The sequence below is a fragment of the Solwaraspora sp. WMMA2080 genome (genome assembly GCF_027497395.1).
Taxonomy (GTDB): Bacteria; Actinomycetota; Actinomycetes; order Mycobacteriales; family Micromonosporaceae; genus Micromonospora_E.
Genome location: NZ_CP114910.1, coordinates 2,100,755 through 2,126,161, shown reverse-complemented (window position 1 = coordinate 2,126,161; position 25,407 = coordinate 2,100,755). Strand labels below are relative to the sequence as shown.

Sequence of the window (25,407 nt, the reverse complement as noted above, 5' to 3'; positions counted from 1 at the left end):
GGTGGGCGGCGCGGTCGACTCCTGCGGGAGATCGACATGGTCCCGCGCCGCCCACAGCAGGCTACTGGTCTTGAGCACGGCTGACCTCGGGTCCCGGACTGGACGCGGCCTGAGTCAGGGCTCGGGGCCTGGATGACTCACTTGGCGGGCGCGGTGCCGAGGTGGGGAGTGTCCAGCCACCGGTTCTGCAGGGCCGCCAGCAGTGGTCGGTGCATGGGTTCGGTGACGTGGGCGTAGACGCCCCGATGCCGGGTAGCTGGTGGCCGAGGCGTTGGCTTTTCAGGGCTTCGGCGATGCCGTCCTCGTCCATCCAGGTGCGGTGGAGTGCCGCAGGTCGTGGAAGCGGAAGCCGGTGATGATCGGTTCTCGGCGGTGGGGGTGGCCATCACAGGCGGGTCGCCAGACGCGTTCGATGCGACGGCTCGGTTGAGGCGATCGAGCCGGCTGACGCGGGCTTGTGCTGCTTCGGCTGTGTCGTAGGTGCCGTCAGTGACCAACCGGCCCGCGTGTCGGTACCGGACCCGGTGGCGGTTCCCGTGCGCTTCCTTCCAAGCCATGACCCCTCCAAAATTCCTGGTGAATCGATGGGGGTGCCCCTGGCTACAGCTTCCGGGATGTCTGTTCGCCGCTGAGGGATGCGGCCACCCTGGGCCTCGGGTCGGGCGCGGCTGTCTGCAGCCGCTGGCGACGGCGCGACTCGACGGCTTGACGCCGCCGGTGCTGGTCTCGGAATCGCGTGGGGCCGTCTGGTGGGCGTGCCATAGACTGCGCCGGTGCTGGATGTGGCGGGGGGACTTCGAGATCCACATTACGGTTCACGCCCCTCAGGCCGAGAAGTTGTCCGCGTTCGCTGCGCAGCACGGCCTGAAGTTCGTCCACATCGTACTCGATCGTGGCAGGTTCACGTCTCAACCGATGATCACCCTGACCGGGCAAGGGACCCTGGTCGAACAGCGTGCGTCGGTGCAGCGTTGGCAGCGCGATCTGCGTGAGGCGGGCATGTACCCGTGCCGTTCGAAGATCGAGGCGGCGCCGTGGTGCGTCGGCGTACCGCAGTCGGATGAACAGGCGGTGGCCGAGCCGCCGGGCCGGTACTTTGAGCATCACGTCAAACTGCTGCTGACCAGGACGACGGTGGCGGATCTGCTGGCAGTCACCGACCTGGTCGTGCCGTACGGGGCGCGGCTGTCACGTAACGCCCGTCGGGAAACGGCGGACGGTGCCCAGGAACGGTTCGTCAACCAGCGGTGCCATGGTATCGGGCTCGTCACGGCCAAGCAGCGGTTGGATGAGCTGCTCCAGGCGTTGAACGCTGCCGGACACGAGGCGGTCAGGGTGGAGCAGGAGTACGTGGTGTTCGACAGCGACATCCACCACGACCAGGGCTGGCTGGACCTGCCGAAGCGGACTGCGAGCGGTTGGGTCCAGGCGCGTGAGGCCGAGATGCGATCTGCTCCGGCGGGTTCCCCGGGTTTCCCACCGACGTACCTGCCCGTACCGGCCAGTTCGACCGTCCGCCAGGGAGCGGTGTTCGACCCGGCACTCAAGCAGTACCCGAATGCCTACCGCACCGCTGAACCAGACTTCGCGGTGGAAAGTGTCGGTCAGCGGTGGGCTGCTGCCCGGCGTGCTGCGATGAACCACGTCTTGGCGGCTATCGCGACAACGTCAGCGGGTGGCTGTCTTGTTCTGCGGGGTAGCGTCACCATGGCCGCCTGGTTCGGTGATGATGCCCGTGAGCCTCGCGATCTCGACTTCGTCGTCACCCCGCACACCGTCACCAGCGACAGTGCCGATGCCCGCGTCCTGCTCGACGACATCCGCAGCGCTCTGCGAGCGGACCCGGGTCCGGGGCTGCGACCAGAGCGGATCGCCGAGTCGGGGATCTGGACCTACGAACGCGCCGACGGCCGCCGCCTCGTCGTTCCGTTCGTCGCGCCGGGGTTACCAGATGGCGAGGTGCAGATCGACGTCGTCTTCGGTGAGCAACTGCCCTGCCCGCCGGAAGCGGTGGCGCTTCCCGGGGTGGGCAAGCCGATCCTGGCGGCGTCCGCCTCCCTGTCGCTGGCGTGGAAGCTGCTCTGGTTGGCTACCGACATGTGGCCCCAGGGCAAGGACCTGTACGACGCGGTCCTGCTCGCCGAACACACCACCGTCGACCAGGACCTGGTCCGTCAGCTCATGAGGCCGGAGCTTGGCGTCGAAGCGGACACCTTCACGGCCGAGACGGTGCTGTCCTGGCAAGTCGACTGGACCAACTTCACCGATGAGTACCCCGCGATCACCGGCACCGCCGAGCAATGGACCAGGCGACTGGCTCTGGCACTCGAACAAGCCTGGACCTGATCCAGCAGCATGAAGCCTCGGAGGACGTACCACCGATCTCATGCTCCCCCGGCCGAGGTGTTTGCGCTGTTCAGGTGCGGTGATCCGGGCGTGCAGCTGTTGGATCCGACGCTCGGGCGACCATGGCTCGGTTAGCGGATCGCCCTGCCGGAGACCGCGTTCCAGATCTGTGGTGCAGCCCGTCGGAGCCACCGCCGACCAGCAACGGCCGCGAGTCGACCTCGGTCACGACCATCGGCCCGCTGGCGTCGCAGCCGTGGTAGAGGCTGGGGGACTGCACTCCCGTCGTGAGGTCGAACTGGCGCACGCCACCGTCGACGGCACCGGTGACCACGGTCGGCCTGCCCGCGGCGGCGGCGAGGACAACATGGCTGGCGTTCGACCCGAACCGGCCGACCAGTTCCGGTGCGCCGGCGGACGGGACGGTCCACACCAGCACTGGCGAGGAGTACGAGTTGTTGTAGTCCTTTGACACGACCGTGGTGCGTCCGTCGAGCTCCGTCACGAGCATCGACGCCACGTGGAGCCCGTCGACCACCGCAACCGGCGCCGGTTCGCCAGTGTCCGGGGCGAAAGCCCGCACGCTCCCTGAGTCGGTCTGGGCGAACACGGTCAGCCGACCCGCCACCGGCCCCAACCACACCTCCCAGAAGGGGTCGTCGGTCGGCGGCTCCAGGGGCGGTCCGACCGGCTCCCCGGTACGGGCGGACCACACCCGTACACGTCCTTCCTTCAACGTCGCCACCAGGAGCTGGTCGTCGACCGTCGTCGCCGCTATCCGGAACGGCTGGTCATCGCCGAACACCGGCCCGACCGGCGAGCCGGTCTCCGGCTCGTACACGCACAACCCGGACCCGGCAGCCTCCACCGTGACGATGCGCCCGGCGAACGTGACCAGGGCATGGATGGAGGTCTGCGCGGGCGGCCCGTCGACCAACCGGGCACGGACCGTGGCGTCCTTCGCGTCGCCGTACACGTGCATGCGTTCACCGGTGTCCGGATCCCATACGGTGAGCATCATCGCGGCATCCGGGCCCCACGGGCTGTCGTTACCGGCCACGAACACGGCCGCCCGCCCCTGGTGGTCGCCGATCGCCAGGGCCGTCACCTTCCCGTCGGTGCGCAACACCTCACCGACCGGGGCGCCGGACACCCCGTCGCGGACCCAGACCGTACCCAGGCGGTCGCCGGACACCACGACGTCCCTGCCGTGCAGACGACCGGCGGCCAGGGCGCTCACCTCCCACCGATGCCGGCCCGAGCGGTCCCGGCCGGCCCGACCGGTCACCGGGTCGAGCAGCTGCCGGCCCTCGACCAGGTCAAGTCGACCGTCCCGGCCGGTCAGCAACTCGACCCAGCCGTGCGCGAAGGTGCGATGCGGCCCCGTTCGCGGACTGTCCATCCACTGGGATTCCTCGACCACCGACATCGCCTCCTGTTCTCGGGTCCGGTGATCAACCTACGGCTGCCGAATGCTCGGCACCATCGCGGACCCTAGGCCGAATGTTCATGCCAGGCCCGGCGGTGGCCAGCGGCGACGCCGAGCGCCGAAGTGCGGCGATGCGGGCGAGCCCGGTCAGCTGACCGGTGCCTGCGGCACCGGCTTGATCAGCCGCGCGGCGGTGGCCTTGCGGACCGCGTCGACTCGCGACACCGCGCGCAGCTTCGCGTAGATGTTCGTCAGATGCCGTTTGACGGTGGCCTCTGTGATGCAGAGCCGACCGGCGATCTGGGCGTTGCTCAGCGCCTCGGCGGTCAACCGCAGCACCTCCAACTCGCGTTCGGTCAACGGTGTCGTGGTGCGCGGTCGCTGCCGGTCGAGTCGTTCCACGGTCGCGCGGGACACCGCCAGCAGGACGTTCTGCATGGGCCGGCGCACCACCGACCGGACGGCGGCGACGAGTTCGTCCCGCAGGATCGTCTTGAGCAGGTACGCGACCGCGCCGGCCGCCAGCAGTTCGGACACGAGGTCCGGGTCGTCGTGCATGGTCACCACGACGACCCGGGTCTGTGGGGCGGCCCGGCCGACCTGGCGGACGACGGCGGCGGCGCCGAGGCCGGGCATCTCCACGTCCAGCAGCAGGACGTCGGGTCGTAACCGGACGCACACGGCCACCGCCTCCGGCCCGGTCGACGCCTCGCCGACGACCGTGAATCCGGCATCGGTGCAGAGCATCTCGCGGATGCCGTCGCGCATCAGCGTGTGGTCGTCGGCGAGACAGACCCGGATCTGCGGCCGGTCCGGGGCGGTCAAAGCCCGCTCTCCATCAGCGGGACCCGTACCTCGATGCGGGTGCCCTTGCCTGGCTCGCTGACGATGGCGAGTCGGCCCCGTAGCAGCAGTGCCCGCTCCCGCATCGACGGTAGTCCGCCGCCGGCCCGGTCCGGTCCACCCGGGTCGAAGCCCTGTCCGTCGTCGGAGACCACGGCGCGCACCTCGGTGGCAGCTATGTCGACGGTGACGTCCAGCCGGCGCGGTGCGGCGTGGCGTAGCGCGTTGCGGACCGCCTCGCGCAGGATCAGGTAGAGCTCCTCGGCGGTGTCCGGCGGCAGGGCCTTGACATCGCCGGCGATGCGCAGCGAGGCCCGTACCGATGGTGGTGTCGTCACCTTCAGGTAGTCGCGCAGCGCGCTCGCCAGGCCCTCCTCGCCGACGCAACGGCGCAGCTCAGCGGAGAGCTGCTGTACGGTGCGCACCGCCTCGCCGAGGTACTCGACCGCGCTGTCGAGATGGGCCCGCGCACGCGCCTGGTCGTGTTCGGCGTAGTGCCGGTTCAGGTCCAGTCGGTGCAGCGTCAGGCTCATGCCGTGCAGCACCCGGTCGTGCAACTCGCGAGCTATCCGTCGCCGTTCCTCCTGCCGGGACTCCTGCAGCTTTGTCATCAGGAACGTCACGTAGGACAGGGATCCGACGGCGACCCGCGCCATGATCGCCTTATGGAACAGTTTGCTGATCCGGGTCGCGCTGATGTTGTCGGAGGGCGCGAACTCCCGATTGATGATCGGCAGGCCGACCTCGAACAACGTGATGGCGGCGCGTAGCGACTCCACCGGATGGATGCCGTGCTCGGCCCGCTGCGCGCCGATTTCAACACTGGACAGTCGAGCCTCACCGGTCAGCGCTACCCGGGGTGCGTCCGGCAGTTCGAGCTGAGCCGCCACGTCGTCGAGGACCGACGCGACCTGGCCGGCGAGCTGGTCGACGACCTCGGGCCGGCTGATCAACTGGCTGCCCTGCCGCCGCAGGGCCCTGGTGAACGCGCTGAGGATCTCGTCGAGGATCCCCGTGGTGTCCGGGCTTCGGGCCGCGTCCGCGTCACGCCCAGTTGTCAAGAGGCCTCCCCGTCGACTCCTGTCACGGAGACTTATGATAGCGCTCCCGACTGGAACATCCACCCCTTGCGGGGTCTGAGTGTCGGGATTGGATTATCCCTGCCCGGGCCGCTTGTATGTAGCCTGTGGTCACGATTTATGCAGGCCATAAGTGTTGCTTTAGTAATTTATGATATAAATCAACTGTAATCCTAACCGGTCGGACTTGGTCGGCCTGTTTGTCGTGCTTCCGGGGTGGATGGCGAAACCTCGTCCGACGGCCTGCGTTCCGCCCGCCCGCCCGCGCGTCGTCCGACCGGCGGTGCACGTGCGTCCCGGCTGCATCCGTACGCGTCGTTGGTCGAGGCGTCGCGCGTCCTTCGTCGTAGCCGGTGTCGCCACCTTCATGGAGTTTGTCGGCGAGTGGGGCTCTGCCACCTTGGCCGGCCCAAGGGCCGGCCCCTACCGTCGACCCATTGACGATTGTCGTGGTGGTGAGCCTGGTCGGGCCACGATCTGCCCTGCGCGGGCGGCCCGCCGACGAACCGTCCGACACGAGGAGAGGAGCAGGCCGTCATGGCCACAGACGCGCCGACACCCGCCGGCCGAGAGCCGGCAACCGGCACTGCCCGGCGTGGTCGCCGACTCGTCGGGCGGCTGGTCGTCGGGGCGTTCGTGGTCGCCGTCTGCGTCGCCGTCGCGCTCGCACTACGTGACCAGGACTGGTCGACGCTCGGCCAGCTGACTCGCCCGCGGACGGTACCGGCGCTGGCCGCGGCGCTCGCGGTCACCTCGGGCGGCCTGCTCTGCGCCGCCCGCGCCTGGCTGCTGACGATCTCGGCGACCGGCGCGCCGGTGCCGGTCACCGCCGGTGTCCGGATGTTCTTCGTCGGCTTCCTCGGCAAGTTCCTGCCCGGCCGGGTCTGGGGACTGCTCGCCCTGCTCAAGCTCGGCGAGCGGGCCGGGGTGAGCCATTCCAGAATGGCCGGAATCTACCTGGTGAACGTGGTGGTGGTGCTGCTCAGCGGTGGGGCCGTCGGCCTGCTGGTCGCGCCGGCCCTGCTCGGCGCCCACGCACTCTGGCTCTTCCCGGCCCTCGGCGCGCTGCTCGGGCTGCTGCTCGTCCGGCCGGCGCTGGTCGACCGGGTGGTGGCCGTGGCGGCCAGGCTGGCCCGTCGCCCGCAGCCGGCCCGGCTGGCCCGGCCGGAGCACCTGCGGCGGTCGATCGGCTGGCAGACGGCCTCGTGGGTGCTGTTCGGGGTGCACGTCTGGCTGGTCGCCACCCTGCTGGGCGCCGCACCGGTCGAGGCGCTGCCAGTGGCCCTGGGCGCCTTCGCGATCGCCAGCGTGGCCGGCACCCTGGCCCTGTTCGTCCCGGACGGCGTCGGGGTGCGCGACGTCCTGCTGATCGCCGCCCTCACCGTCGTGCTGCCGCTGCCGGCGGCGGTCACCACCGCCATCGCCAGCCGGGTGCTCTGCACGCTCGCCGAGGTCCTCACCGCCGGGGCCGCCCTGCTCGTGACCGCGCTGCGCGACCGGCGTGCCGCGCGGGCGGCCGCCACGTCGACGGACACCTCGGCGGAACGGTCCCCGGCCCCGGCTTCGTTCTGACCCGCTACCGCACGCCACCGCCCACCATCGGCGGGCACCTGCTCGCCGCGATCAGAGAAAGAAAGGACCCAGCGAGATGCCACCACTGTTGTCCATCGACGACGCCGAACAGCTCAGCGTCGAGCAGGTGCACGACCTCTACCGCCGGCACGTGAACAAGGGCCAGGTCAGCCTGATGACCTCGTTCGGGTTCGGCCGGGAACTCGCCGACCGGGCCGAAGGCGCCTACATCCACACCCGCGACGGCCGGCGGATTCTCGACTTCACCGGCGGCGTCGGCGTGCTCAACCACGGCCACAACCATCCGCGCATCGTGGCTGCCCGACGCCGGTTCGCCGAGCGGCAGCGGATGGAGGTGCACAAGACCTACTTCTCGCCGTACCTCGCCGCGCTGTCACACAACCTGGCCGCCGTCCTGCCCGGCGACCTCGACATGTCGTTCCTGCCGAACTCCGGCGCGGAGGCCGTCGAGGGCGCGGTGAAGCTGGCGTACAAGTACCACGGCGGGCGGCGCAACACGATCCTGCGCAGCGACATCAGCTTCCACGGCAAGCTGCTCGGCTCCGGCAGCCTCACCGGCAGCACCCAGAACCACTTTGCCTTCCCCGGCATCCCCGGGGTGGTGTCGTTCGACTACGACGACCTGGCCGCCGTACGGGCGGCGGTGGAGGCCAGCCGCGACCGTAAGGGCCGCAGCGACGTGTACGCCATCCTCATCGAGCCGTTCAGCGCCTCGACGATGCGGTGGTGCTCGGAGGAGTTCCTGCGTGGCCTGCGTGAGCTGTGCACCCGCGAGGACATCGTGTTGATCTTCGACGAGATCTACACCGGATGGGGCAAGACCGGGACCATGTTCCACTTCATGCGCTACCCCGGGCTCATCCCCGACGTGGTGACCACCTCGAAGTCCTTCGGCGGGGGAAAGTCGTCGATCTCGGCGTACGTGGCCCGGCGGCGGATCTTCACCAAGGCGTACGGCAGCCTCAACGACGCGCTGTTGCAGAGCACCAGCACCACCTACTACGGCTTCGGCGAGGAGACCGCGACCGCGATCGAGGCGATCAACGTGGTGGTCGACGAGGACTTCCCGGCCCGGGCACGGGCCATCGAGCGGGTGCTCGCGCCAGGACTCGCCAGGATCGCCAAGGAACATCCCGACGTGGTGACCGAGGTACGGGGTGCCGGTGCGCTCTGGGGCGTCTTCCTGAACAGCGCCCGCTCGCTGGACCTGGCGGCCAGGGTCGCACCGGGCGGGCTCGCCAAGGATCCGCAGTTCGGCACCAAGCTCGTCACCTGCGCGGTGATCAACGCCCTCTACCGCGACCACGACATCTACAGCTACTACACACTCAACGGCAGAAACCCGCTGGTGGTGGGGCCACCACTGGTCGTCGAAACCGCCGAGGTCGAGCACTTCCTCGACTGCCTGGACCGGACTCTCTCACTCGGCATGACCCGGCTGCTGGCCCGCTTCGTGGCCGAGAAGGTGTCGTCGCTGTGGTGAGCGGGGCCGCGGCCGGGACGGTGACCGTGACCGGCGGCAGCGGCATGCTCGGTGGCAACCTGGTGCGGTCCCTGGCCGGCGACGGATGGCAGGTACGCAGCGTCGACCTGCGGCCACCGGCCGAACCGGTGCCCGGCGTCGACTACCTGACCGCCGACGTGCGGGACGCAGCCCGGGTCCGCGCGGCGCTGCGCGGTACGGACGTGGTGGTGCACACCGCCGCAGCGCTGCCCAGCTACCCGGAACCCGAGATCCGGTCGATCATCGTGGACGGCACCCGCAACGTGCTCGACGCCGCCCGGGCGGTCGGCGCCGACCGGGTCGTGCACATCTCGACCACCGCCGTGTACGGGCTGCCCGTACAGGTGCCGACCACCGAGGACCATCCGCGCAGCCCGGTGGACCCGTACAGCCGGGCGAAGGCCGCCGCCGAGGAGGTCGGTGAGCGCTCGCGGGCCAGCGGGATGTGCGTGCCGATGCTGCGACCGAAGACCTTCCTCGGTCCTGGCCGGATGGGCCTGTTCGCGATGCTGTTCGAATGGGCCGAGGAGGGCCGGAGCTTTCCGGTGCTCGGCCGGGGCGACGTGCGGATCCAGATGTTCGCCGTGGAGGACCTGGTCGACGCGGTCCGGGTCGTCCTGCACGCTCCCGCCGACCACGCCAACGACACGTTCAACCTGGGCGCGGCCGAGTTCGGCACGCTGCGGGACGACTTCCAGGCGGTGCTCGACGCGGCCGGGCACGGCGGGCGGGTGGTGTCGATCCCGGCGCGCCCCGCCGTCGCCGTTCTGCGACTGCTCGAACGGCTGCGGCTGTCGCCGGTGTACGGGCGGCTCGTCCACAAGCTGTGCAACGACTCGTACGTCAGCATCGACAAGGCCGGCGAGGTCCTCGGCTGGCGGCCGCAGTACTCCAACCGCGACGCGATCCTGCGTACGTACCACTGGTGGCGAACCAACCGCGCCGCCGCACCCGCTGGCGGCCCGTCGGCCGGTCGGACCAGCCGGGATCCGTGGAAACAGGGCGTCCTGAGCCTGGCCAAGGCCGTCTTCTGAACCGTCCGGTAGCTCACCCCACGCCTCCCACACCCACCGGAGCTCGTCGTGACCATCGCCATCGACCAGCCCATCGGCACCGGTCCCACCGCCGGGCCCAACCCGACCCCACCGCCGGCCGGCGCCCGCCGGCCCGGCCTGCTGACCGACCTGATCAGTCTGATCCGTCCGCACCAGTGGGCGAAGAATTTGCTGGTAGTTCCGCTCGCCCTGATCGACGCACCGGCGTTGGGGCCGGGACCGCTGGCCCGGACCGGCTGGGCGGTCGTACTGTTCACCCTCGCCTCGTCCCTGGTGTACGTCGGCAACGACGTCTACGACCGGCACCGGGACCGGGCCCATCCCACCAAACGCCACCGGCCGATCGCCGCCGGTCGGATCAGTGTCCCGGTGGCGTACGCCGTCGGTCTTGCCCTGGCGCTGCTGCTGGCCGCCGCGGTGCTGCTCGGGCCGACCATCGCCTGGTGGCCGATCGCCGGCTACCTGGTACTCAACCTGGCCTACAGCTGCGGCCTGAAGCACCTGCCACTGGTCGACGTGTGCGTGGTCGCGGTCGGCTTCGTGCTGCGGGTCGTCCAGGGTCAGCTGGCCGTCGGCGCACCGGTCGGCCGGTGGTTGCTGGTCGCGGTCTTCGCCCTGTGCCTGCTGTTCATCCTCGGCAAGCGGCGGCACGAGGTGACCGTCTCCGGCAGTGACCACCGGCCGTCGCTGCGCGGGTACTCGGTCCAGTACCTCGATCACCTCATCGTCTTCTGCGCGGTGCTGACCGTGGTCGCCTTCCTGTTCTCCCTGCAGGAGACGGTGGCCGACCCGTACACCGGTCTGGCCCTGCTCGGCTCGGTGCCGTTCGCGTTCTTCGCTGTCGCCCGGTACCTGCAGGTCCTGGTGATCGACGGGGACGGCGGGGAACCGACCCGGATTCTGCTGCGCGACCGGGTCATGGTCGTCAACGCCCTGCTGTGGGGCGTGCTGCTGGCCGGCACGCTGCTCGCCGCGCACTACGCCGTGCCGCTCGATCTCACCGCCCGGCTGCGCTGACCGACGGCCGGGCCCACCCTCAGCCGACTACCGCCCCAACCCGACAAGGAGCAGCAATGGCCGACCCGCTCGTGTCCGTCATCATCCCGAACTACAACTACGGCAACTCCATTGGCCGGTGCGTCGACGCGGCGCTGGACCAGACGTACCGTCCGATCGAGGTCATCGTTGTCGACGACCACAGCACCGACGACTCACTGGCGATCGCCCGGCAGCGGGCCGTCACGGTGTTGCGGACCGCCCGCAACAGCGGCGTCGCGGTGGCCCGCAACATGGGGGCCGCCGCGGCCCGTGGCGAGATCCTGTTCTTCGTCGATTCGGACGTGGCGCTGCGGCCGGACGCTATCGAGACGGCGGTCGCCGAACTGCGCGCGCATCCCGAGTACGGTGCGGTCTGCGGCATCTACGAAGATGAGCCGCTGATCCGCGACAGCGTGGTGGAGCAGTGCCGGGTGCTGCAGGCGTACTGCTGGCGGATGGCATCGCTCGGCGAGGTCAGTTTCCTGTTCTCGTCGCTGACCGCGATCCCCCGGCGGGTGTTCGACGAAGTCGGCCCGTTCAATCCCCGGCTGCGCCAGACCGAGGAGGTCGACTACGGGCAGCGGATGTCCACCCGCTACCAGATCCGGGTCACCGACGCGGTCCGGGGCTGGCACGACGACGACGACAAGCTGCTGCCGCTGATGCGCAAGCTGTTCCGCCGGGCACGGCTGCGGGTGCCGCTGTTCGCCCGGCGTCGGCGCTTCGCCAAGGGCTTCGAGAGCGCCTCACGTTCGCTCGCCGCGCTCGCCGCGCTCGGTGTGCTGGCCAGTCTGCCACTGGTCGTGCTGAGCCCGTGGGCGTTACTGGCCACCGGGGCGCTGCTCGCGGGGATGCTCGCCGGTGACGCCGCGATGTACCGCTACGTGCTGCGCCGGCGCGGCGCGGGCTTCCTGACGGTTTTCACCGCCGTCGCGTTCGCGACCAACGTGGCCATCTCCACCGGCATCGCGGTCGGCGTCCTGCAGTGGCTGGTGTCGGGCCGGTTCCGCCGGTTGTACGACGCACAGTGGCCGTCCACCGCCGTGCCGGCCGCCTCGACGGCGACCGGGACACCGGCATGAGCCACCTGCTTGCCGCCGCTGGCGGCGCGGCCCGGACCGCCGCGCCGCCAGCGGCCCCAGGGGACGGACCGGCGGGCCGCGGTCCCGGCGGCCACCGGCGTCGACGTTGGCCACCGCGTACCCGGCTGGTGTTCGCCACCGTCGCTGGCTGGAGCGTGTTCCTCGCGGTGTTCCTGACCCTCACCGGTACGCAGTGGTGGTGGCGTCCGTTCGAGCTGATGCCGCCGCTGCTGTTTGTCGCGGTGCCGCTGCTGCTGGCACCGCTGACGCTGCTGGCCCGCCCGGTCCGCGCCCGGCTCGCCCTGGTTGTCGTCGGTTGTCTGGTGCTCGGCGCCGACCTGGCCGGGCTGAACGTGCATGCCCTGCCGGGCGGACGCGACACCGCTGCGCCCGTCCCCGCCGACGCGATTCGGGTGTTCGCCTGGAACACCGAGTACTGGCACGACGGCGACGACCCGGAGCGGTTCTACGCCTACCTGGCCGATCAGCGGGCCGACGTCTACCTGCTCAGCGAGCACGTCGGCTGGGATCTCGCCGGGCACCGTCCGGTCCGCGTCGACCACCGCGCCGAACTGCGCGAACGGTTCCCCGACTACCAGATCGTCGCGGTCGGCGAGCTGCTGACGATGTCCCGGTACCCGGTGGTACGTCACCATGCGCTGGACGCCACGCCTTACCTGACCGACCGACAGCTGGGCGGTCCGCCGCCCGGCTCCGATTTCGCCGACTACTACCGGCACAAGATCCTGCGGACCGACCTGCTGGTGGGTGGGACGGTGTTCTCGGCGTACAACGTGCACATCCCGGTGCAGCTGGACGTCTCGATGGACCCGCGACGGCCCGAGTTCACCGCCTTCATGCGGGCGCAGGAGATCCGTCGGCAGGCCCATCACCGGGCGGTGGTGGCCGACCTCGCCGGCAACCCGGCACCGGTGCTGCTGGCCGGCGACTTCAACGCGACAGCGGCGATGGGCGAGTTGCGTGCCCTCGGCCGCCGGCTGCGGGACGCGCTCCCCGCCAGCCAGCAGATCCACCCGGTCTCCTGGCCGGACGGGAACATCCCGCTGTGGCGGTTGGACTGGGCGTTCACCGCCGGTCCGGTCCGGGTCCACGACTATCGGATGGTGCCGGGCCGGGGGATGAGCGACCACCGGGGACAGCTTGTCACCGTCTCGGTGAGCTGAGCGGATTCAGCTGGCCGCGATGCCGGCTGTCGCCAGCTGGCTGTCCACCTCGGGCGTCCGGGCGACCATGCCGCACCGCTCCAACAACCGGCGAGCTTCGCCGAGCAGCCTGCCGGCCGCGTCCCGGTCCCCGGGTGCGAGCTCGGCACGACCGTGTTCAACCTCGCCGGGCGGTCCAACGGCTGCTGCAACATGTGGGCGCCGGAGTTCCACCTGATCGACGGGCCCAACGGGCCGCGCTGGTATCTGTACTGCGTGGCCGGGCGCAACGTCGCCGACTTCAACCCGACCCAGCGGCTGCACGTACTGGAGAGCGCCGGCACCGACCCGATGGGGCCGTACACCTTCAAGGCCGACCTCGGCAGCGACTGGCAACTCGACGCCAGCGTGCTGCGGGTCAACAACAACCTCTACCTGCTCGGCACCTACAACGCGGGCAGCAACCACGGCAACGACTCGGCGTCCGGCGGCTGCGACATGAACCGGTCCACCCGGGCCCAGAAGTTCACCTGGAACGCCGACGGTACGCCGGACTTCGGCGCCCCGGTCCGGCTCGGCGTCACCCTGCCCGCTCCGTCGGGCGAGTGACCGCCGCCGCACCGGGCCGATGAGCTGTCGATCTGCCGGTGACCGGCTCCGTCAGTCGGTCACCGACAGATCGATGGTGTGTGCGGCGTGGTTCGCCTTGGCGGCCAGGTAGCGCACGTTCGCCGCTGAGACGTGCACACCGGTGGGGATCTGTTCGGTCACCGTGACCCCGAGCCCGGTGAGCTGTGCCGCCTTGTCCGGATTGTTGCTGAGCAGGGCTACCCGGTGCACGCCGAGCGCGAGCAGCATCTGCGCCGCTACCGTGTAGTCGCGTTCGTCCTCGCCCCGGCCCAGGGCCACGTTCGCCTCGAAGGTGTCCAACCCGGCGTCCTGCAGCGCGTAGGCGTCGAGCTTGGCGTACAGCCCGATGCCCCGCCCTTCCTGCCGCAGGTAGAGCAGGAAGCCGCCGCGGGCGGCGATCCGCTCCACCGCCTCGCGCAGCTGCGGGCCGCAGTCACACCGTTGGCTGCCGAACACGTCGCCGGTCAGGCACTCACTGTGCGGGCGTACCAGCGGTGGGTCACCGCCGTCGCCGGCCGGTTCCAGTGCCCGGTGCCAGTCGCCCAGGCCCAGCGCCACGTGCTCGCGGCGGTCGGCCAGACCGTCGAAGGTGAAGACCCGGGCGCTGGCGGTGTAGCCGTCGGGGAACCGCAGCGGCACCGTGACCTGTCGGCGGACCGTCGCCGTCGGCGCGGGACCCGTCCCGTTGGTGGCGGCGAGCTTACCGTTGACCGGAGCGTGGGGCGGCGGTTCAAGCATCGTACGTCCTATCGGTGATGTGCTGCACAGAGCGTCGGCGCCGGTCCGGCCGGCACCGACACATGAGCCGTACGGGAGAATGTGTGCCGGCCTCGCATGCAGGCTATCTTTCGGTCGTCGAGGAGGTGCCATCAGTGGTTGAGCGACCCTACGTCCTGCTCAGCTGCGGCATGTCGATCGACGGGTATCTGGACAACGCGAGCGGGCGGCGTCTGCTGCTGTCCAACGACGCCGACTTCGACCGGGTCGACGCGGTACGCGCCGACTGCGACGCGATCCTGGTCGGGGCCGGCACGGTGCGCCGCGACGACCCTCGGTTGCTGGTCCGGTCGGCGGACCGCCGGCGTCGGCGGGTGGCCGCCGGCCACCCACCCACCCCGATGAAGGTCACCGTCACCGGCAGCGCCGACCTCGACCCGCAGGCGCGGTTCTTCACCGTCGGCGACGTCGACAAGGTCGTGTACTGCGCCACGGCGAGCCTGGACAGCGCCCGCAGCCGACTCGCCGGACTCGCCAGCGTCGTCGACTGCGGTGACCCGGTCGACCTGCGACGGGTCGTCGGCGACCTGCATGTACGGGGCGTCGGCCGGTTGATGGTCGAAGGTGGCGGACGGGTGCACACCCAGTTCCTCACCGCGGGGCTGGCCGACGAACTGCACCTGGTGGTCGCCCCGATCTTCGTCGGCGACTCCCGGGCACCCCGGTTCGTCGGCGACGGCAACTTCCCGTGGCACGCCGACCGGCGGGCGACGCTGGTCGAGGTCCGCCAGATCGGCGACGTGGCCCTGTTGCGCTACGCCCTGTCGTCCCGGTTCGGCGAGCAGTAGTCGGCCAGCCCGACCAGCCGATGGCCGGGGCCCGCCGTTGTGTGCCGTCACGCCGCAGGCCGTCACGTCGCCGGACGCGGTCGCAGCCGTAGCCGTAGCCGCAGTGGTGGCCGTTGCCGGGCCGCCGGCAGCCGACGCAACCAGCGGGCCGCCAGCACACCGGCACCCGGCAGGCTCGCCGTCAACGCCAGCAGGCCGTACACCACCGCCACGGTCAACCCGAGGCCCGCGCCGAGCCCGGCGGCGCCGAACGCCCACGCGGTCACCCCTTCCCGCGGCCCCCAGCCGCCGACGTTCAACGGCACCGCCATCGCCAACAACGCCAGCACCATCAACGGTGCCAGTTGGTGCAGCGGAGCCGTCGACCCGGCGGCGCGGGCCGCGACCAGGAAGGTGGCGAGGTGACCGGCCAGCGCGGCGACCGACAGCAACGCCACCCCGGGCCAGGTCCGTCGAGCCAGCAAACCGTTGCGCAGGTCGGCGACAGTCCGCCCCACCGCGCGGGTCCACCAGGACCTGCCGGACCCGGCGGCGTCCGCTCGACGGACCTGTGGCCGACGGCGGCGTACCGCCACGAACATCGCCACCACCAGCGCCGCCGCCGCGACCATGGCCACCGTCACCTGAGCCGCGGTGACCAGCCGCGCGGATGCCGGCACCGGCAGCGTCAGCAGCACCCCTGCGGCGACCGCGAACAGCACCAGCTGACCGGCGGTCCGCTCCAGCACCACCGCGCGTACCCCCCGGCCCACGTCGGCCACCTCACGGCCGTGCCGGACCGCGCGGTGCACGTCACCCAGCACCCCACCGGGCAGCGCGGCGTTGAGGAAGATCGCCCGGTAGTAGTCGGCGACCGCCCCGGCCAGCGGCAGCGCCAGCCCCATCCCCCGGGCGACCAGACACCACCGCCAAGCGCTGCAGACCGTGGTCAACAACCCGATCCCGACCGCGAGCAGCAGCACCCGCACGTCGATCACCCGCATCCCGTCCAGGAACGCGTTGGTGCCGAGCCGCCAGGCCAGCAGCCCGAGGATGGTTGCCCCACCCGTCAGTCGTAGCCAGGCCCAGACCTTGCCCTTCACCGTGCGTCACGGCCGGTGCCGGCCGTGCGCAGCGGGCTCTTCGCCCTGTGCATTACGTGCCCCCCTCGATGAGCCTCCGCCGACAGATACGCGGCGGTGCCGCCTCCGGTTCACCTGCCCGGCACCGGAAGGACGCTGAGTGGAACTCAGCCGGGCACGACCAACATGTCCCGGTGTTCCACGGTGACCCCCAGCTCACCGGCGGCGGCAGCGGCGAGCCGGCGGCGCCGGTAGCCCCCCGGCCGGGCGGCCAGCTCCGGCCGCTGCTCGTACGCCGCCGCGATCCAGCCGTCCAGCCACCGTTCGGTCAGCTCGGCCTGCTCCGGGCCGAGCCGCCACGGGCTGGGCCGCACCAGCACGGTTGCCCCGTGCCGGGTGAACGCCTCGGTCGCCGATTCCACCGCCGACGGGCCGAGCAGCGGCCGACCCGCGCTGTGCCGCCGCTGATGGTCGTTGAACGCGGCCGTCAGCTCCCCGTCGAGCGGTTCTGCGGGATCGAACCGTACGTCACCGACCACGGTCAGGGTCAGCAACGCCGGACAGGCGATCGCCCGGACGGTCGCCGCCAGCCGGTCCACCTCGTCGGCGGTGAGCAGGTCCAGCAGCGCCGAGGCGGTGACCAGGTCGGCGCCGGCCAGGTCGTCGACGGTGAGCGCGGTGACGTCGTCGCGGCGTACCGTCGCGGTGACCGGCGCGCCGTCGGACGCCGCCGGGGCCATCCGGGCCTCGGCATGGCGCAGCAGTTCGCGGTCGCGGTCGTGCAGCACCCAGTGCTGGGCACCGGGCAGTTGCGGGGCCAGCCAACGACCCATCGACCCGGTGCCGCAGCCGAGGTCGTGTACTTCGGTGCGGGCAGCGCCGGTGAGCAGCCGGCGTACCTCGGCGACCAGTTCCGCAGAGCGCGCCTTCGCGTCCGCGGGCTCCCGCAGCCCCAACCACGCCGGGCTGTAGCCGGCCGACTCAATCGTCTCCATGAAGTCTCCCTCCGCTGGGGCGGGGCGCCGCCGTCAGCGCCAACCCAGTTCGTGCAGTACCGCGCCGACCCTGGTGGCGGTGTCCGCCCAATCAGGCAGCCCGGCCCGGCGCGCGACGGCGGCCGCCCGCAACCGCTCCCGCTCGTCGCCGTCGGTCAGCCAGCGGCGTACCGCCGCACCGAGCGCCGCCGGGTCGTCGGGCGGTACCAGCCGGCCGGGGCGCTCACCCGCGTCGGTGCGACCGACCGCCTGCGGCACCCCGCCGACATCGCTGGCCAGTACCGGGATGCCGCAGGCCAGCGCCTCGGTGACTACCATGCCGTACGTCTCGGCGTGCGACGGCAGGATGAGCAGATCGGCGTCGGCGTAAGTGCCGGCCAACGTCGCCGCCGCCCGGGGCCCGGCCAGCGTGACGCGGTCCCCGAGCCGGTGGTACGCGATCCGCTGCCGGACCTGGTCGACGTACGCGGCGGCGGTCAGCGCTCCCACGCAGACACATTCCCAGCCCAGGTCGGTGACGGTGGCGAGCGCCTCGACGAGTACGTCGTGGCCCTTACGGGGGGTGACCGACGCGACGCAGAGCAGCCGTCGGCCGGCCGGGTCCCGGCTGGCCAGGGGTGCCGGTGCGACACCCGGGAGCGCCACCCGGATTCGGTCGGCGGACAGGCTGTGGCGGGTGGCGAGTTGGCGTGCCGTCGCGTCGCTGGTGGCGATCACCGCCGCCGCCGAGCCGAGCACCGCGCGTTCGGCCAGCTCCAGGGCGGCCGCCTCGGCCGGGTCCAGCCCGGTCTCGTCGGCCAGTGGCAGGTGGACCAGCACGGCCAGCCGTAGCCGGTCGGCGTGCGGTCCGACCACCTCGGGCACCCCGCAGGCGACCAGACCGTCGATCAGCACCACCGTGCCGTCGGCCAGGGTGGCGAGGAGGCCGGCGAGCGCGGCCCGGCTGGTCCGGTCCGGGCGCGGCCAGGCACCGGGGACAGCGATCTCCCGTACCGGTCGTCCGGTCGCGACCAGACCGGCGCAGACCTGCCGGTCGTAGGCGTTGCCACCACTGGGGGCGGTCGGGTCGTCCACATTGCCGGGCAGTACCACGACGACCATCGACGTCAGAGCGCCCGCTCGTAGCTCGCCCAGGCGATGTGCGACTCATGCAGGGTGACGCCGATTGCGGTCAGCCCACGGGCACCGGCACCGAGGTCGCCGGCGTGTACCCGGTCGGCCAGCCGGTCGGCGATCAACTTGGCCAGCCACTCGGTGGAGGTGTTGACCCCGGCGAACGCCGGCTCGTCGTCGAGGTTGCGGTAGTTCAACTCGGCCAGTACGGCCTTGAGCTGCTCGGTGGCCAGACCGATGTCGACGACGATGTTGTCGCTGTCGAGGTCGGTGCGCTTGAAGGTAGCGTCGACGACGAAGGTGGCCCCGTGCAGCCGTTGCGCCGGGCCGAACACGTCACCGGTGAAGCTGTGGGCGACCATGATGTGGTCACGTACGGTGACGCTGAACATTTCTCATCCTCCAGTCGGGGTAGCGGATCACGTGGCACAAAGCCGGCAACTCGCCGGCCGCGAGCAGGGGCAGCACTCCGGGCAGGTCGGTGAAATTGCTCTCGCCGGTCAGCAGCGTGTCGAACCTCTCGTCGGCGAGCAGGTCCAAGGCGAGAGCGAGCCGTCCGGCGTACCCGTGCCGCTCGCGCCGGGCCGGGGCGACCCGGCCGACCTGGCTGCTACGTACGGTCAACCGGCGGGAGTGGAAGTGTTCGCCGAGCGGCACGGTGACCGGGCGGTCGCCGTACCAGCTGAGGTCGACCACCGTGCCCTCGGCGGCGAGCAACTCCAGCGACCGGGTCAACCCGGCCGACGTGGCACTGGCGTGGAACACCAGGTCGCACCCGTCGGTGGCGGCGTCCGGGTGGGCGAAGCCGACGCCGAGCGCGGCGGCGGTCACGGCCCGTGCGGGGTCGATGTCGACCAGTTCGACCCGTACGCCGGGGAACCGGGCGGCGAGCGCGGCGACGGTGGCGCCGACCATGCCGGCGCCGACCACGGTGATCCGGTCACCGAGCAGGGGAGCGGCGTCCCACAGGGCGTTGACCGCGGTCTCCACCGTGCCGGCGAGCACGGCGCGGCGGGGCGGCACGCTGTCCGGGACCACGGTGACCGCGTCGGCCGGCACGACGTAGCGGGTCTGGTGCGGGTAGAGGCAGAAGACGGTACGCCCGACGAGCTCGGCTGGGCCCTGCTCGACCTGTCCGACGTTGAGGTAGCCGTACTTGACCGGTGCGGGGAAGTCGCCGTCCTGATAGGGGGCGCGCATCGCGGCGTACTGGCTGGGCGGCACCTCGCCCCGGAAGACCAGCGTCTCGGTGCCCCGGCTGAGCCCGGTGAACCGGGTCCGCACCAGGACCTCGCCGGGGCCGGGCGAATCGACCTCGACCGGCCGGATCTCGCCGGTGCCCGGGGTACGCAGCCAGAACGCATGATCGCGCAGCGTCATCTACCCGCTCCCCTCGTCTCTCGTCGGTGCCTCGCCTCGCTGGCCTCGGTAACGATAGCCCGGCGCGGATCATGACAGCTGGTGACCGGCCGCCCTGGTGAGTCCGCGCGCCGGTGGTCCGTAGCCGGGAAGTACTGCCGGGCCGGTCGGCTGGCCCGAACCTGCGGCCCTCGGTGTACCACCGAATCGACGCCGAGCGCTGGTGGACCGGTCACCCCTGCGGCCCGTTCTGCGGTACTGTGCCGTGTCGCTGTCCAGACCGACCGGTCCTGGACGACGAACCACCACATCGGTCACGGGGGACCGCGTGCCGATTGTCTATTTTGGAAGGTATACATGTCGCAGACCACGGCCGTACCGGCCACCGAGCAGAAGTCCTGGCTCGTCGCGCTGCTGCTCAGCTTCTTCCTCGGTGGGTTCGGAGCGCACCGGTTCTACGTTGGCAAGATCGGGACCGGCGTTCTGATGCTGGTCACCTTCGGTGGACTGGGCCTCTGGGCGCTGATCGACTTCATCGTCATCCTGATCGGCAAGTTCACCGACAAGCAGGGCCAGCCGCTGGCCAAGTGATCGGCGGAACCCGCAGGCTGGGGCGCTACCCGTACGGGTAGCGCCCCAGCCGCGTCACGAGACGTCGACGACGACCGCTCCGCCGCCGAGCGCGGTTGTGCTGGCGTTGGTCCGGCTGTCGTAGACGACCGTCCCGGTGGCCGCCTCCCGGATCCGGATCCAGAACCGGTCCTTGCCCTGCTCCCGCAGCGCCTCGTCGTTCAACCCGACCAGGTACTCGTAGTCGCCGGCGCCGTTGACCGTCCCCCGGCCGTTGAACCGCAACTGTGGACCGTCGACGACGTACCCACGGTGGCTGGTGGCGGCGAACTCCCACTCGCCGAGGCGCAACCGCAGCGCCACCGGACCTGGCCCGGTCGTCTCCGGGCCGGTGGCCGCGACGAACCCGAACTCGGCCCGCCCGGCCACCCGCGCGTCGGCGACGTACGCCCCGGCCGGTGAGGTGATCCAGCCGGAGCCGGCCACGTACCCGCCGTCGGTCCGGCGTACCGCCAGATACCCGCCGGCCAGAGTGTGCGCGGCATCCCGGTCGTCGATCACCGTGACCGTCGGCCGGTACACACCCGGTTCGGCGTACGTGTGCGCCGCGACGCAGGCCGACCCGTCGACCGTGCCGGCGTCGACGGTGCCGTCGCCCCAGACCAGCACGCACCGGTGCGTGTCGTCCGCGCCGGCGTCGGTGAACGTCGCGGTGACCCTGACCTCGGTGCCGGCGGCGACCGGCCCGGCCGCACCGGTGACGGCGATCACCGTCGGCGCGGTGTTGACCGGCCGGATCGGCTCGACGCTCTCCAGGGTCGGCACCACCGGGACGATGGAGCCGTCGGCGGCGAAGCGCAGCCGGTCGATGGTCGTCTCCCGGTGGGTGCCGTCCCCGTCCGGGATCGCGAACCGGTGGTACGCGACGTACCAGTCGTCGGTGCCGGGGATCCGTACCACCGAGTGGTGCCCGGTGCCCTTGACGCCCAACGACAGGTCCTTGCGCAGGATGACACCCTCCCGGGGACCCCACGGCCCGAGCGGCGAGTCACCGACGGCGTACGCCACCTGGTAGTCCTCGCTGCGGGTGTCGTTCTCCGACCACATGAAGTAGTAACGGCCGTCACGCTTGATCACGAAGGTGCCCTCGTTGTAGCCGTCCGGCCGGTAGGTGCGCACCGCGGTCGGGTCGAACGACACCATGTCGTCGTTCAGCGGCACCTGGTAGGAGGCGCCGTTGCCCCAGTACAGGTAGGACCGGCCGTCGTCGTCGGTGAACACCGCCGGGTCGATCATCTGGCCGGAGTACGTCCCGGCCGACACCAGCGGCTCGCCGAGCGCGTCGCGGAACGGCCCGGTCGGTGAGTCGGCGACCGCGACACCCAGGTGCTTGCCGGTGTCGCCGGTGGCCTTCCCGCCACTGAAGTAGAAGTACCACTTGCCGTCGCGTTCGGCGATCGTCGGCGCCCAGGCACTGTTGTCCGCCCAGTCGACGTCGGTCTCCAGGTCCAGGATGACCCCGTGGTCGGTCCAGTTCACCAGGTCCGCCGAGGAGAACACCGAGAACTTCGTGCCGCTCCAGCCGGCGAACCCGTCGGTGGTGGCGTAGAGGTAGAACCGGTCGCCGAACACCGCGATGTTCGGGTCGGCGTACAGGCCGGGCAGCACCGGCGAACGCATCAGCCGGGCCTCGACGGTCCAGGTCGCCGTGGAGCCGTCGGCGCCGGTGACCGTGTACGTCACCGGTGTGCTCAGGTCCCGTACGGTGCCCGATGCCGGCGCGACGGTGGCGCCGGGGGCCAGGGTGAGCTCCGGGGCCAGGGCGGTCAGGTCGGTGTCCGGCCGGACCGGCAGGATGATCCGTCGGGTGTCGGCGTCGATGATGGCGTCCACCTTGAGCTGCGCCACGGTGGCGCCGGTGATCGCCGCCGGGTCGCCGCCCAGGGCGTACACCTCGTCGGCGGTCAACGCCCGGTTGTAGATCCGGAAGTCGTCCACCTCCCCTGCGAAGTACGGGTCCGCGCCGTACAGCGAGCGTCCGATGTAGCCAGCGTAGTCGCGGGTCGGGTCGTGCAGGTCCGACGGGCGGACCGCTACGTCGGTGGCCCGGGCGATCTCGACCCCGTCGAGATACATGACGGCGGTACGGGTGGCCGAGTCGACGGTCACCGCGAGGTGCTTCCATTCGTCGCCGGTCAGCGCCGACGACGCCCGCAGCTGCTTCTCGGCCTGCCAACTGCCGGTGGTGATCGCTGAGAACAGCACCCCGCCGCCGCTGCGCGGCGTGCTGAACAGGTAGCGGTCGCTGTTTGGACCGAGTCCGTAGATCCACTGGTTGGCGGTGCTGGAGGCGTCCCATTTGACCCAGGTCGCCACGGTGGTGCTGGTGACCCCGGCGTACACCCCGTTGGGGATCGTCACGTACGGCGCGGTGGTCGAGCCGCTGCCGCCGCCGCTCATCTTGAACGAGCCGCCGTCGACGCCGGTGCCGAACGCCGGGGTCCGCTCGTAGCGGCCGTGCCGGCCCTGCCCGGACGAGTCGGTGGCGACACTGCCGCCGGCCTCGTCGAACTCGTAGTGCAGCAGCAGTCCGTCGGCCGGCGGCTCCGGCCCCGGGTCCGGTCCGTACGCGGCGAGCAGCGCGTCGTACTCGGCCCGGGTGACCGGCAGTACGGTGCCGTGCCGGGGCCTGGCCGGCAGCGCGTAGTCGCTCGACGGCGTCCATACCCCGGAGGCGAGGTCGGTGGTCTCGAACGGGAGGTAGCCGCGCCCACCGAACTCGTCGATGAACAGGTACCACTTCTCCTCGGTGTTCGACTTGAAGATGGTGGGTCCTTCACCCTGGGACATCACGCCCTGGCCGATGCAGTCGGCCAGGAAGTCCCAGCCGGTGTCGCGCAGTGACGTCGACGTCTCGGCCAGGATGAACTTGCTGCACGGCGTCGACGACGAGTTGTTGCGTTCGTCCTTGGTGAACCGGTAGTAGACGCCGTCGTGGTCGATCACCGTCGAGTCGATGACCGAGTAGCCGGGGTCGACCCACACCTGCGGTTCGGAGAAGGTGTGGAAGTCGCGGGTGGTGGCGTACAGCATCTTGTTGTAGGTGTTCCCGGTGTGGTCCGGGTCGTCGGCCGCGTACAGCTTGGACGCCCAAAAGACGACGTACGCGCCGATCGTCGGGTCGTAGTACGCCTCCGGCGCCCAGGTGTTGCCGGCGGTGTCGGGGGAGACCTGCACGAGGCGCTGGTCGGTCCAGTCGACCAGGTCGGTGGATTCCCACACCATGATCGACCTGCTGCCGTGGCGCTGCGCGCCGTCCCAGTCGCCGTTGCCGTGGATCCGCAGGTCGGTGGCGATCTGGTAGAACTTGTCGCCGTCCGGGGAACGGATGATGAACGGGTCCCGCAGGCCCTGCTCGCCGAGCGTCGAGGTGAGCACCGGCCGGCCGTCGTTGAGCTGCTGCCAGCGCAGCGGGTCGTTGCCCTGGCTGAGGGCGAAGTAGACCTGCTCGCCGTCGGCGGTGCCCTCCCCGGTGAAGTAGCTGAACAGGTAGCCGGTGCGGTCGGCCGGAGCCGGCAGCGCCGGCACGGTGGCGGTGAACTCGCGGGTGGCGCTGGCCGCGTTGCGGGTGACGGTGGCGGTCAGGGTCACGGTGGTGCCGGCGGAGCCGGGCGCCGGTCGGTTGACCACGCCGTCGGTGGCGATCACCGCCGGGTCGTCCGACGCCCAGGCCACTGTGGTGCCGTCGGCGCCCGTCGTGGGCAGGGTCAGGTTGCCGCGGACGTCGTCGACGTCGTGCACGGTCAGCGCCGCGGCAGCGTCGTCGACGATCCGCGCGTCGTCGAATTCGGCCAGCACGGTCACCTCGAAGCTCCTGCTGTCGGTGACGGTGCTCCGGCGCAGGGTGGCGGTGAGCGTGGCCTGGGCGTCTGGTTCGCCGACTTCCGGTCGGGTCACCGTACCGTCGGTGGTGACCACCGCCGGGTCGCTGGAGGTCCAGTCGATGGCCGAGCCGCCCGGCCCGGTTGCCGGTAGCCGGAGGTCGGCGGTGATCCGGCTGGTGTCGCCGAGATCCAGCGCGGCCGCGTCGTGGGCGACGACCGCGGCGGCCGCGCGTTCACCGATCTGGGCGGCCTCGTCGGCGGTGACCGCCCGGTCGTAGATGCGGAAGTCACGCACCCGGCCGGCGAGGTGGCGGTCGCCGGTGTAGACCGAGCGTCCGATGTAGTTGGCGGTGGTGGTGCCGTCTCCGATCGACGCCGGGGTGATGGTGACCGCGGTGTTGCGGCCGACCTCGACGCCGTCTTCGTAGAGCACTGCGGTGTTGCCGGTCTGGGTGTAGGTGAGGTTTTTCCAGACGCCCCGGGCGAGGTTGCGGGACGGGTTCGGTCGGGTGTTCTGCTCGGTGGACCAGTTGCCGCTGGCGATGGCGGCGCGGAACTGGTCGCCGGTGGCGAACAGGTATCCGTCGCCGGTGCCGCCGCTGGTGTTGCCCATCCCGAAGATGAAGTACGGGGTGACCTGGGCCGGGTCGATGAACACGTCCATCGCCACGGTGACCGAGTCGAGGTCGCGCAGCACGTGGTCGGGCAGGTCCACGTACGTGTCACTGCCGTTGAGGCCGAGCCCTTCGGCGCCGGACCAGGCGGCGGCACCGTGCACGGTGCCGTGCCGGTCGTTGCCGGACGTGTCGGTGGCGACGGTTCCGGCGGTGGCGTCCAGTTCGTACCAGAGGACGAGTCCGTCGGTCGGTCCGGCCGCGGTGGCGGTGGTCGGGCCGGCGGCCAGCAGGCTGGCGGTGAGGGCGAGGGCGGCGAGCGACGCCAGGGCTGTTCGTCGAGGTGGGGCGGTACGCGGTCGATCCCGCTGCGGCATGAGTGTCTCCTCCTGGGAGGCGTCCGGATTTGCGGTCTGAGCGTCGGTATCAGCAGTTGTTAGCGTTAACAACACCTGGCGGACGGTGGTCGGGTCAGAGTTCACCC

At 71.0% G+C, this 25,407-nt stretch carries 20 protein-coding genes; 10 read left to right on the top strand and 10 right to left on the bottom strand.

The features are described from left to right. The first annotated feature begins 705 nt into the window (after positions 1-705). On the top strand, positions 706-2,346 hold the full coding sequence (locus O7543_RS09655; RefSeq protein ID WP_281567389.1) for a nucleotidyl transferase AbiEii/AbiGii toxin family protein: 1,641 nt from the start codon (positions 706-708) through the stop codon (positions 2,344-2,346). A 70-nt stretch (positions 2,347-2,416) separates the two neighbouring features. Here the strand turns inward: O7543_RS09655 and O7543_RS09650 are convergent, their stop codons facing one another. The 3 genes from O7543_RS09650 to O7543_RS09640 all read right to left on the bottom strand — a co-directional run bounded on the left by O7543_RS09650 (position 2,417) and on the right by O7543_RS09640 (position 5,679). Next, positions 2,417-3,748, bottom strand: a complete 1,332-nt coding sequence (locus tag O7543_RS09650) for a WD40 repeat domain-containing protein (protein WP_281567388.1) — start codon at positions 3,746-3,748, stop codon at positions 2,417-2,419. 174 nt (positions 3,749-3,922) lie between these two features. Then, positions 3,923-4,600: a response regulator transcription factor gene (locus tag O7543_RS09645; RefSeq protein WP_281554129.1), complete on the bottom strand. Its 678-nt coding sequence runs from the start codon at positions 4,598-4,600 to the stop codon at positions 3,923-3,925. Next, positions 4,597-5,679: a sensor histidine kinase gene (locus O7543_RS09640; RefSeq protein ID WP_281554130.1), complete on the bottom strand. Its 1,083-nt coding sequence runs from the start codon at positions 5,677-5,679 to the stop codon at positions 4,597-4,599. Before O7543_RS09640 ends, O7543_RS09645 begins: the two co-directional genes overlap by 4 nt. A 555-nt stretch (positions 5,680-6,234) precedes the next feature. On the opposite strand from O7543_RS09640, the gene O7543_RS09635 reads away from it, so the two are divergent. The 7 genes from O7543_RS09635 (at position 6,235) to O7543_RS09605 (ending at position 13,741) form a co-directional block, all read left to right on the top strand. Further along, entirely contained in the window at positions 6,235-7,269 is a 1,035-nt protein-coding gene (locus O7543_RS09635; RefSeq protein ID WP_281554131.1) for a lysylphosphatidylglycerol synthase domain-containing protein, read from the top strand. Between the two features lie 175 nt (positions 7,270-7,444). After that, positions 7,445-8,773: an aspartate aminotransferase family protein gene (locus tag O7543_RS09630; protein ID WP_281555528.1), complete on the top strand. Its 1,329-nt coding sequence runs from the start codon at positions 7,445-7,447 to the stop codon at positions 8,771-8,773. Further along, positions 8,770-9,828, top strand: coding sequence for an NAD-dependent epimerase/dehydratase family protein (locus O7543_RS09625; protein ID WP_281554132.1), 1,059 nt, complete (start codon positions 8,770-8,772; stop codon positions 9,826-9,828). The genes O7543_RS09630 and O7543_RS09625 overlap by 4 nt, the downstream gene beginning before the upstream one ends. Before the next feature lie 48 nt (positions 9,829-9,876). After that, complete coding sequence (locus O7543_RS09620; protein WP_281554133.1) at positions 9,877-10,866, top strand: decaprenyl-phosphate phosphoribosyltransferase; 990 nt, start codon at positions 9,877-9,879, stop codon at positions 10,864-10,866. A gap of 56 nt (positions 10,867-10,922) precedes the next feature. Continuing rightward, positions 10,923-11,969, top strand: coding sequence for a glycosyltransferase family 2 protein (locus tag O7543_RS09615; protein WP_281554134.1), 1,047 nt, complete (start codon positions 10,923-10,925; stop codon positions 11,967-11,969). After that, entirely contained in the window at positions 11,966-13,153 is a 1,188-nt protein-coding gene (locus O7543_RS09610) for an endonuclease/exonuclease/phosphatase family protein (protein ID WP_281554135.1), read from the top strand. Before O7543_RS09615 ends, O7543_RS09610 begins: the two co-directional genes overlap by 4 nt. Positions 13,154-13,306: 153 nt before the next feature. After that, positions 13,307-13,741: a hypothetical protein gene (locus O7543_RS09605; protein WP_281554136.1), complete on the top strand. Its 435-nt coding sequence runs from the start codon at positions 13,307-13,309 to the stop codon at positions 13,739-13,741. A 51-nt stretch (positions 13,742-13,792) separates the two neighbouring features. Here O7543_RS09605 and ribA read toward each other — a convergent pair whose 3' ends face one another. Then, entirely contained in the window at positions 13,793-14,500 is a 708-nt protein-coding gene (gene ribA, locus O7543_RS09600) for a GTP cyclohydrolase II (protein ID WP_281554137.1), read from the bottom strand. A 134-nt stretch (positions 14,501-14,634) separates the two neighbouring features. Between ribA and O7543_RS09595 the strand changes: the two genes are divergently transcribed. Further along, positions 14,635-15,327 carry a dihydrofolate reductase family protein gene (locus tag O7543_RS09595; RefSeq protein WP_281554138.1) on the top strand — a complete coding sequence of 231 codons (693 nt, stop codon included), beginning with the start codon at positions 14,635-14,637 and terminating at the stop codon, positions 15,325-15,327. Positions 15,328-15,389: 62 nt separating this feature from the next. Here O7543_RS09595 and O7543_RS09590 read toward each other — a convergent pair whose 3' ends face one another. From O7543_RS09590 to O7543_RS09570, 5 genes are all read right to left on the bottom strand, one after another. Continuing rightward, positions 15,390-16,409, bottom strand: coding sequence for a lysylphosphatidylglycerol synthase transmembrane domain-containing protein (locus O7543_RS09590; protein ID WP_281554139.1), 1,020 nt, complete (start codon positions 16,407-16,409; stop codon positions 15,390-15,392). 146 nt (positions 16,410-16,555) lie between these two features. Beyond that, positions 16,556-17,383: a class I SAM-dependent methyltransferase gene (locus tag O7543_RS09585; protein WP_281554140.1), complete on the bottom strand. Its 828-nt coding sequence runs from the start codon at positions 17,381-17,383 to the stop codon at positions 16,556-16,558. Positions 17,384-17,416: 33 nt separating this feature from the next. Beyond that, positions 17,417-18,484 (bottom strand): glycosyltransferase family 4 protein, encoded by a 1,068-nt coding sequence (locus O7543_RS09580; protein WP_281554141.1) that lies wholly within the window; start codon positions 18,482-18,484, stop codon positions 17,417-17,419. 5 nt (positions 18,485-18,489) lie between these two features. Beyond that, positions 18,490-18,888, bottom strand: a complete 399-nt coding sequence (locus O7543_RS09575) for a 6-carboxytetrahydropterin synthase (protein WP_281554142.1) — start codon at positions 18,886-18,888, stop codon at positions 18,490-18,492. Continuing rightward, complete coding sequence (locus O7543_RS09570; RefSeq protein ID WP_281554143.1) at positions 18,866-19,876, bottom strand: zinc-binding alcohol dehydrogenase; 1,011 nt, start codon at positions 19,874-19,876, stop codon at positions 18,866-18,868. Before O7543_RS09570 ends, O7543_RS09575 begins: the two co-directional genes overlap by 23 nt. A gap of 336 nt (positions 19,877-20,212) precedes the next feature. Between O7543_RS09570 and O7543_RS09565 the strand changes: the two genes are divergently transcribed. After that, positions 20,213-20,446: a TM2 domain-containing protein gene (locus O7543_RS09565; RefSeq protein WP_281554144.1), complete on the top strand. Its 234-nt coding sequence runs from the start codon at positions 20,213-20,215 to the stop codon at positions 20,444-20,446. A gap of 54 nt (positions 20,447-20,500) precedes the next feature. On the opposite strand, the gene O7543_RS09560 is transcribed toward O7543_RS09565, so the two are convergent. Continuing rightward, positions 20,501-25,300: a family 43 glycosylhydrolase gene (locus tag O7543_RS09560; protein WP_281554145.1), complete on the bottom strand. Its 4,800-nt coding sequence runs from the start codon at positions 25,298-25,300 to the stop codon at positions 20,501-20,503. Positions 25,301-25,407 lie beyond the last annotated feature (107 nt).

What these genes read in the sequence shown, in the direction of transcription:
- O7543_RS09570 (WP_281554143.1), bottom strand. Translation starts at nt 19,876, where the DNA reads ATGACGCTGCGCGATCATGCGTTCTGGCTGCGTACCCCGGGCACCGGC.
- O7543_RS09575 (WP_281554142.1), bottom strand. Translation starts at nt 18,888, where the DNA reads ATGTTCAGCGTCACCGTACGTGACCACATCATGGTCGCCCACAGCTTC.
- O7543_RS09635 (WP_281554131.1), top strand. Translation starts at nt 6,235, where the DNA reads ATGGCCACAGACGCGCCGACACCCGCCGGCCGAGAGCCGGCAACCGGC.
- O7543_RS09560 (WP_281554145.1), bottom strand. Translation starts at nt 25,300, where the DNA reads ATGCCGCAGCGGGATCGACCGCGTACCGCCCCACCTCGACGAACAGCC.
- O7543_RS09585 (WP_281554140.1), bottom strand. Translation starts at nt 17,383, where the DNA reads ATGGAGACGATTGAGTCGGCCGGCTACAGCCCGGCGTGGTTGGGGCTG.
- O7543_RS09650 (WP_281567388.1), bottom strand. Translation starts at nt 3,748, where the DNA reads ATGGACAGTCCGCGAACGGGGCCGCATCGCACCTTCGCGCACGGCTGG.
- O7543_RS09610 (WP_281554135.1), top strand. Translation starts at nt 11,966, where the DNA reads ATGAGCCACCTGCTTGCCGCCGCTGGCGGCGCGGCCCGGACCGCCGCG.
- O7543_RS09615 (WP_281554134.1), top strand. Translation starts at nt 10,923, where the DNA reads ATGGCCGACCCGCTCGTGTCCGTCATCATCCCGAACTACAACTACGGC.
- ribA (WP_281554137.1), bottom strand. Translation starts at nt 14,500, where the DNA reads ATGCTTGAACCGCCGCCCCACGCTCCGGTCAACGGTAAGCTCGCCGCC.
- O7543_RS09565 (WP_281554144.1), top strand. Translation starts at nt 20,213, where the DNA reads ATGTCGCAGACCACGGCCGTACCGGCCACCGAGCAGAAGTCCTGGCTC.
- O7543_RS09630 (WP_281555528.1), top strand. Translation starts at nt 7,445, where the DNA reads ATGACCTCGTTCGGGTTCGGCCGGGAACTCGCCGACCGGGCCGAAGGC.
- O7543_RS09580 (WP_281554141.1), bottom strand. Translation starts at nt 18,484, where the DNA reads ATGGTCGTCGTGGTACTGCCCGGCAATGTGGACGACCCGACCGCCCCC.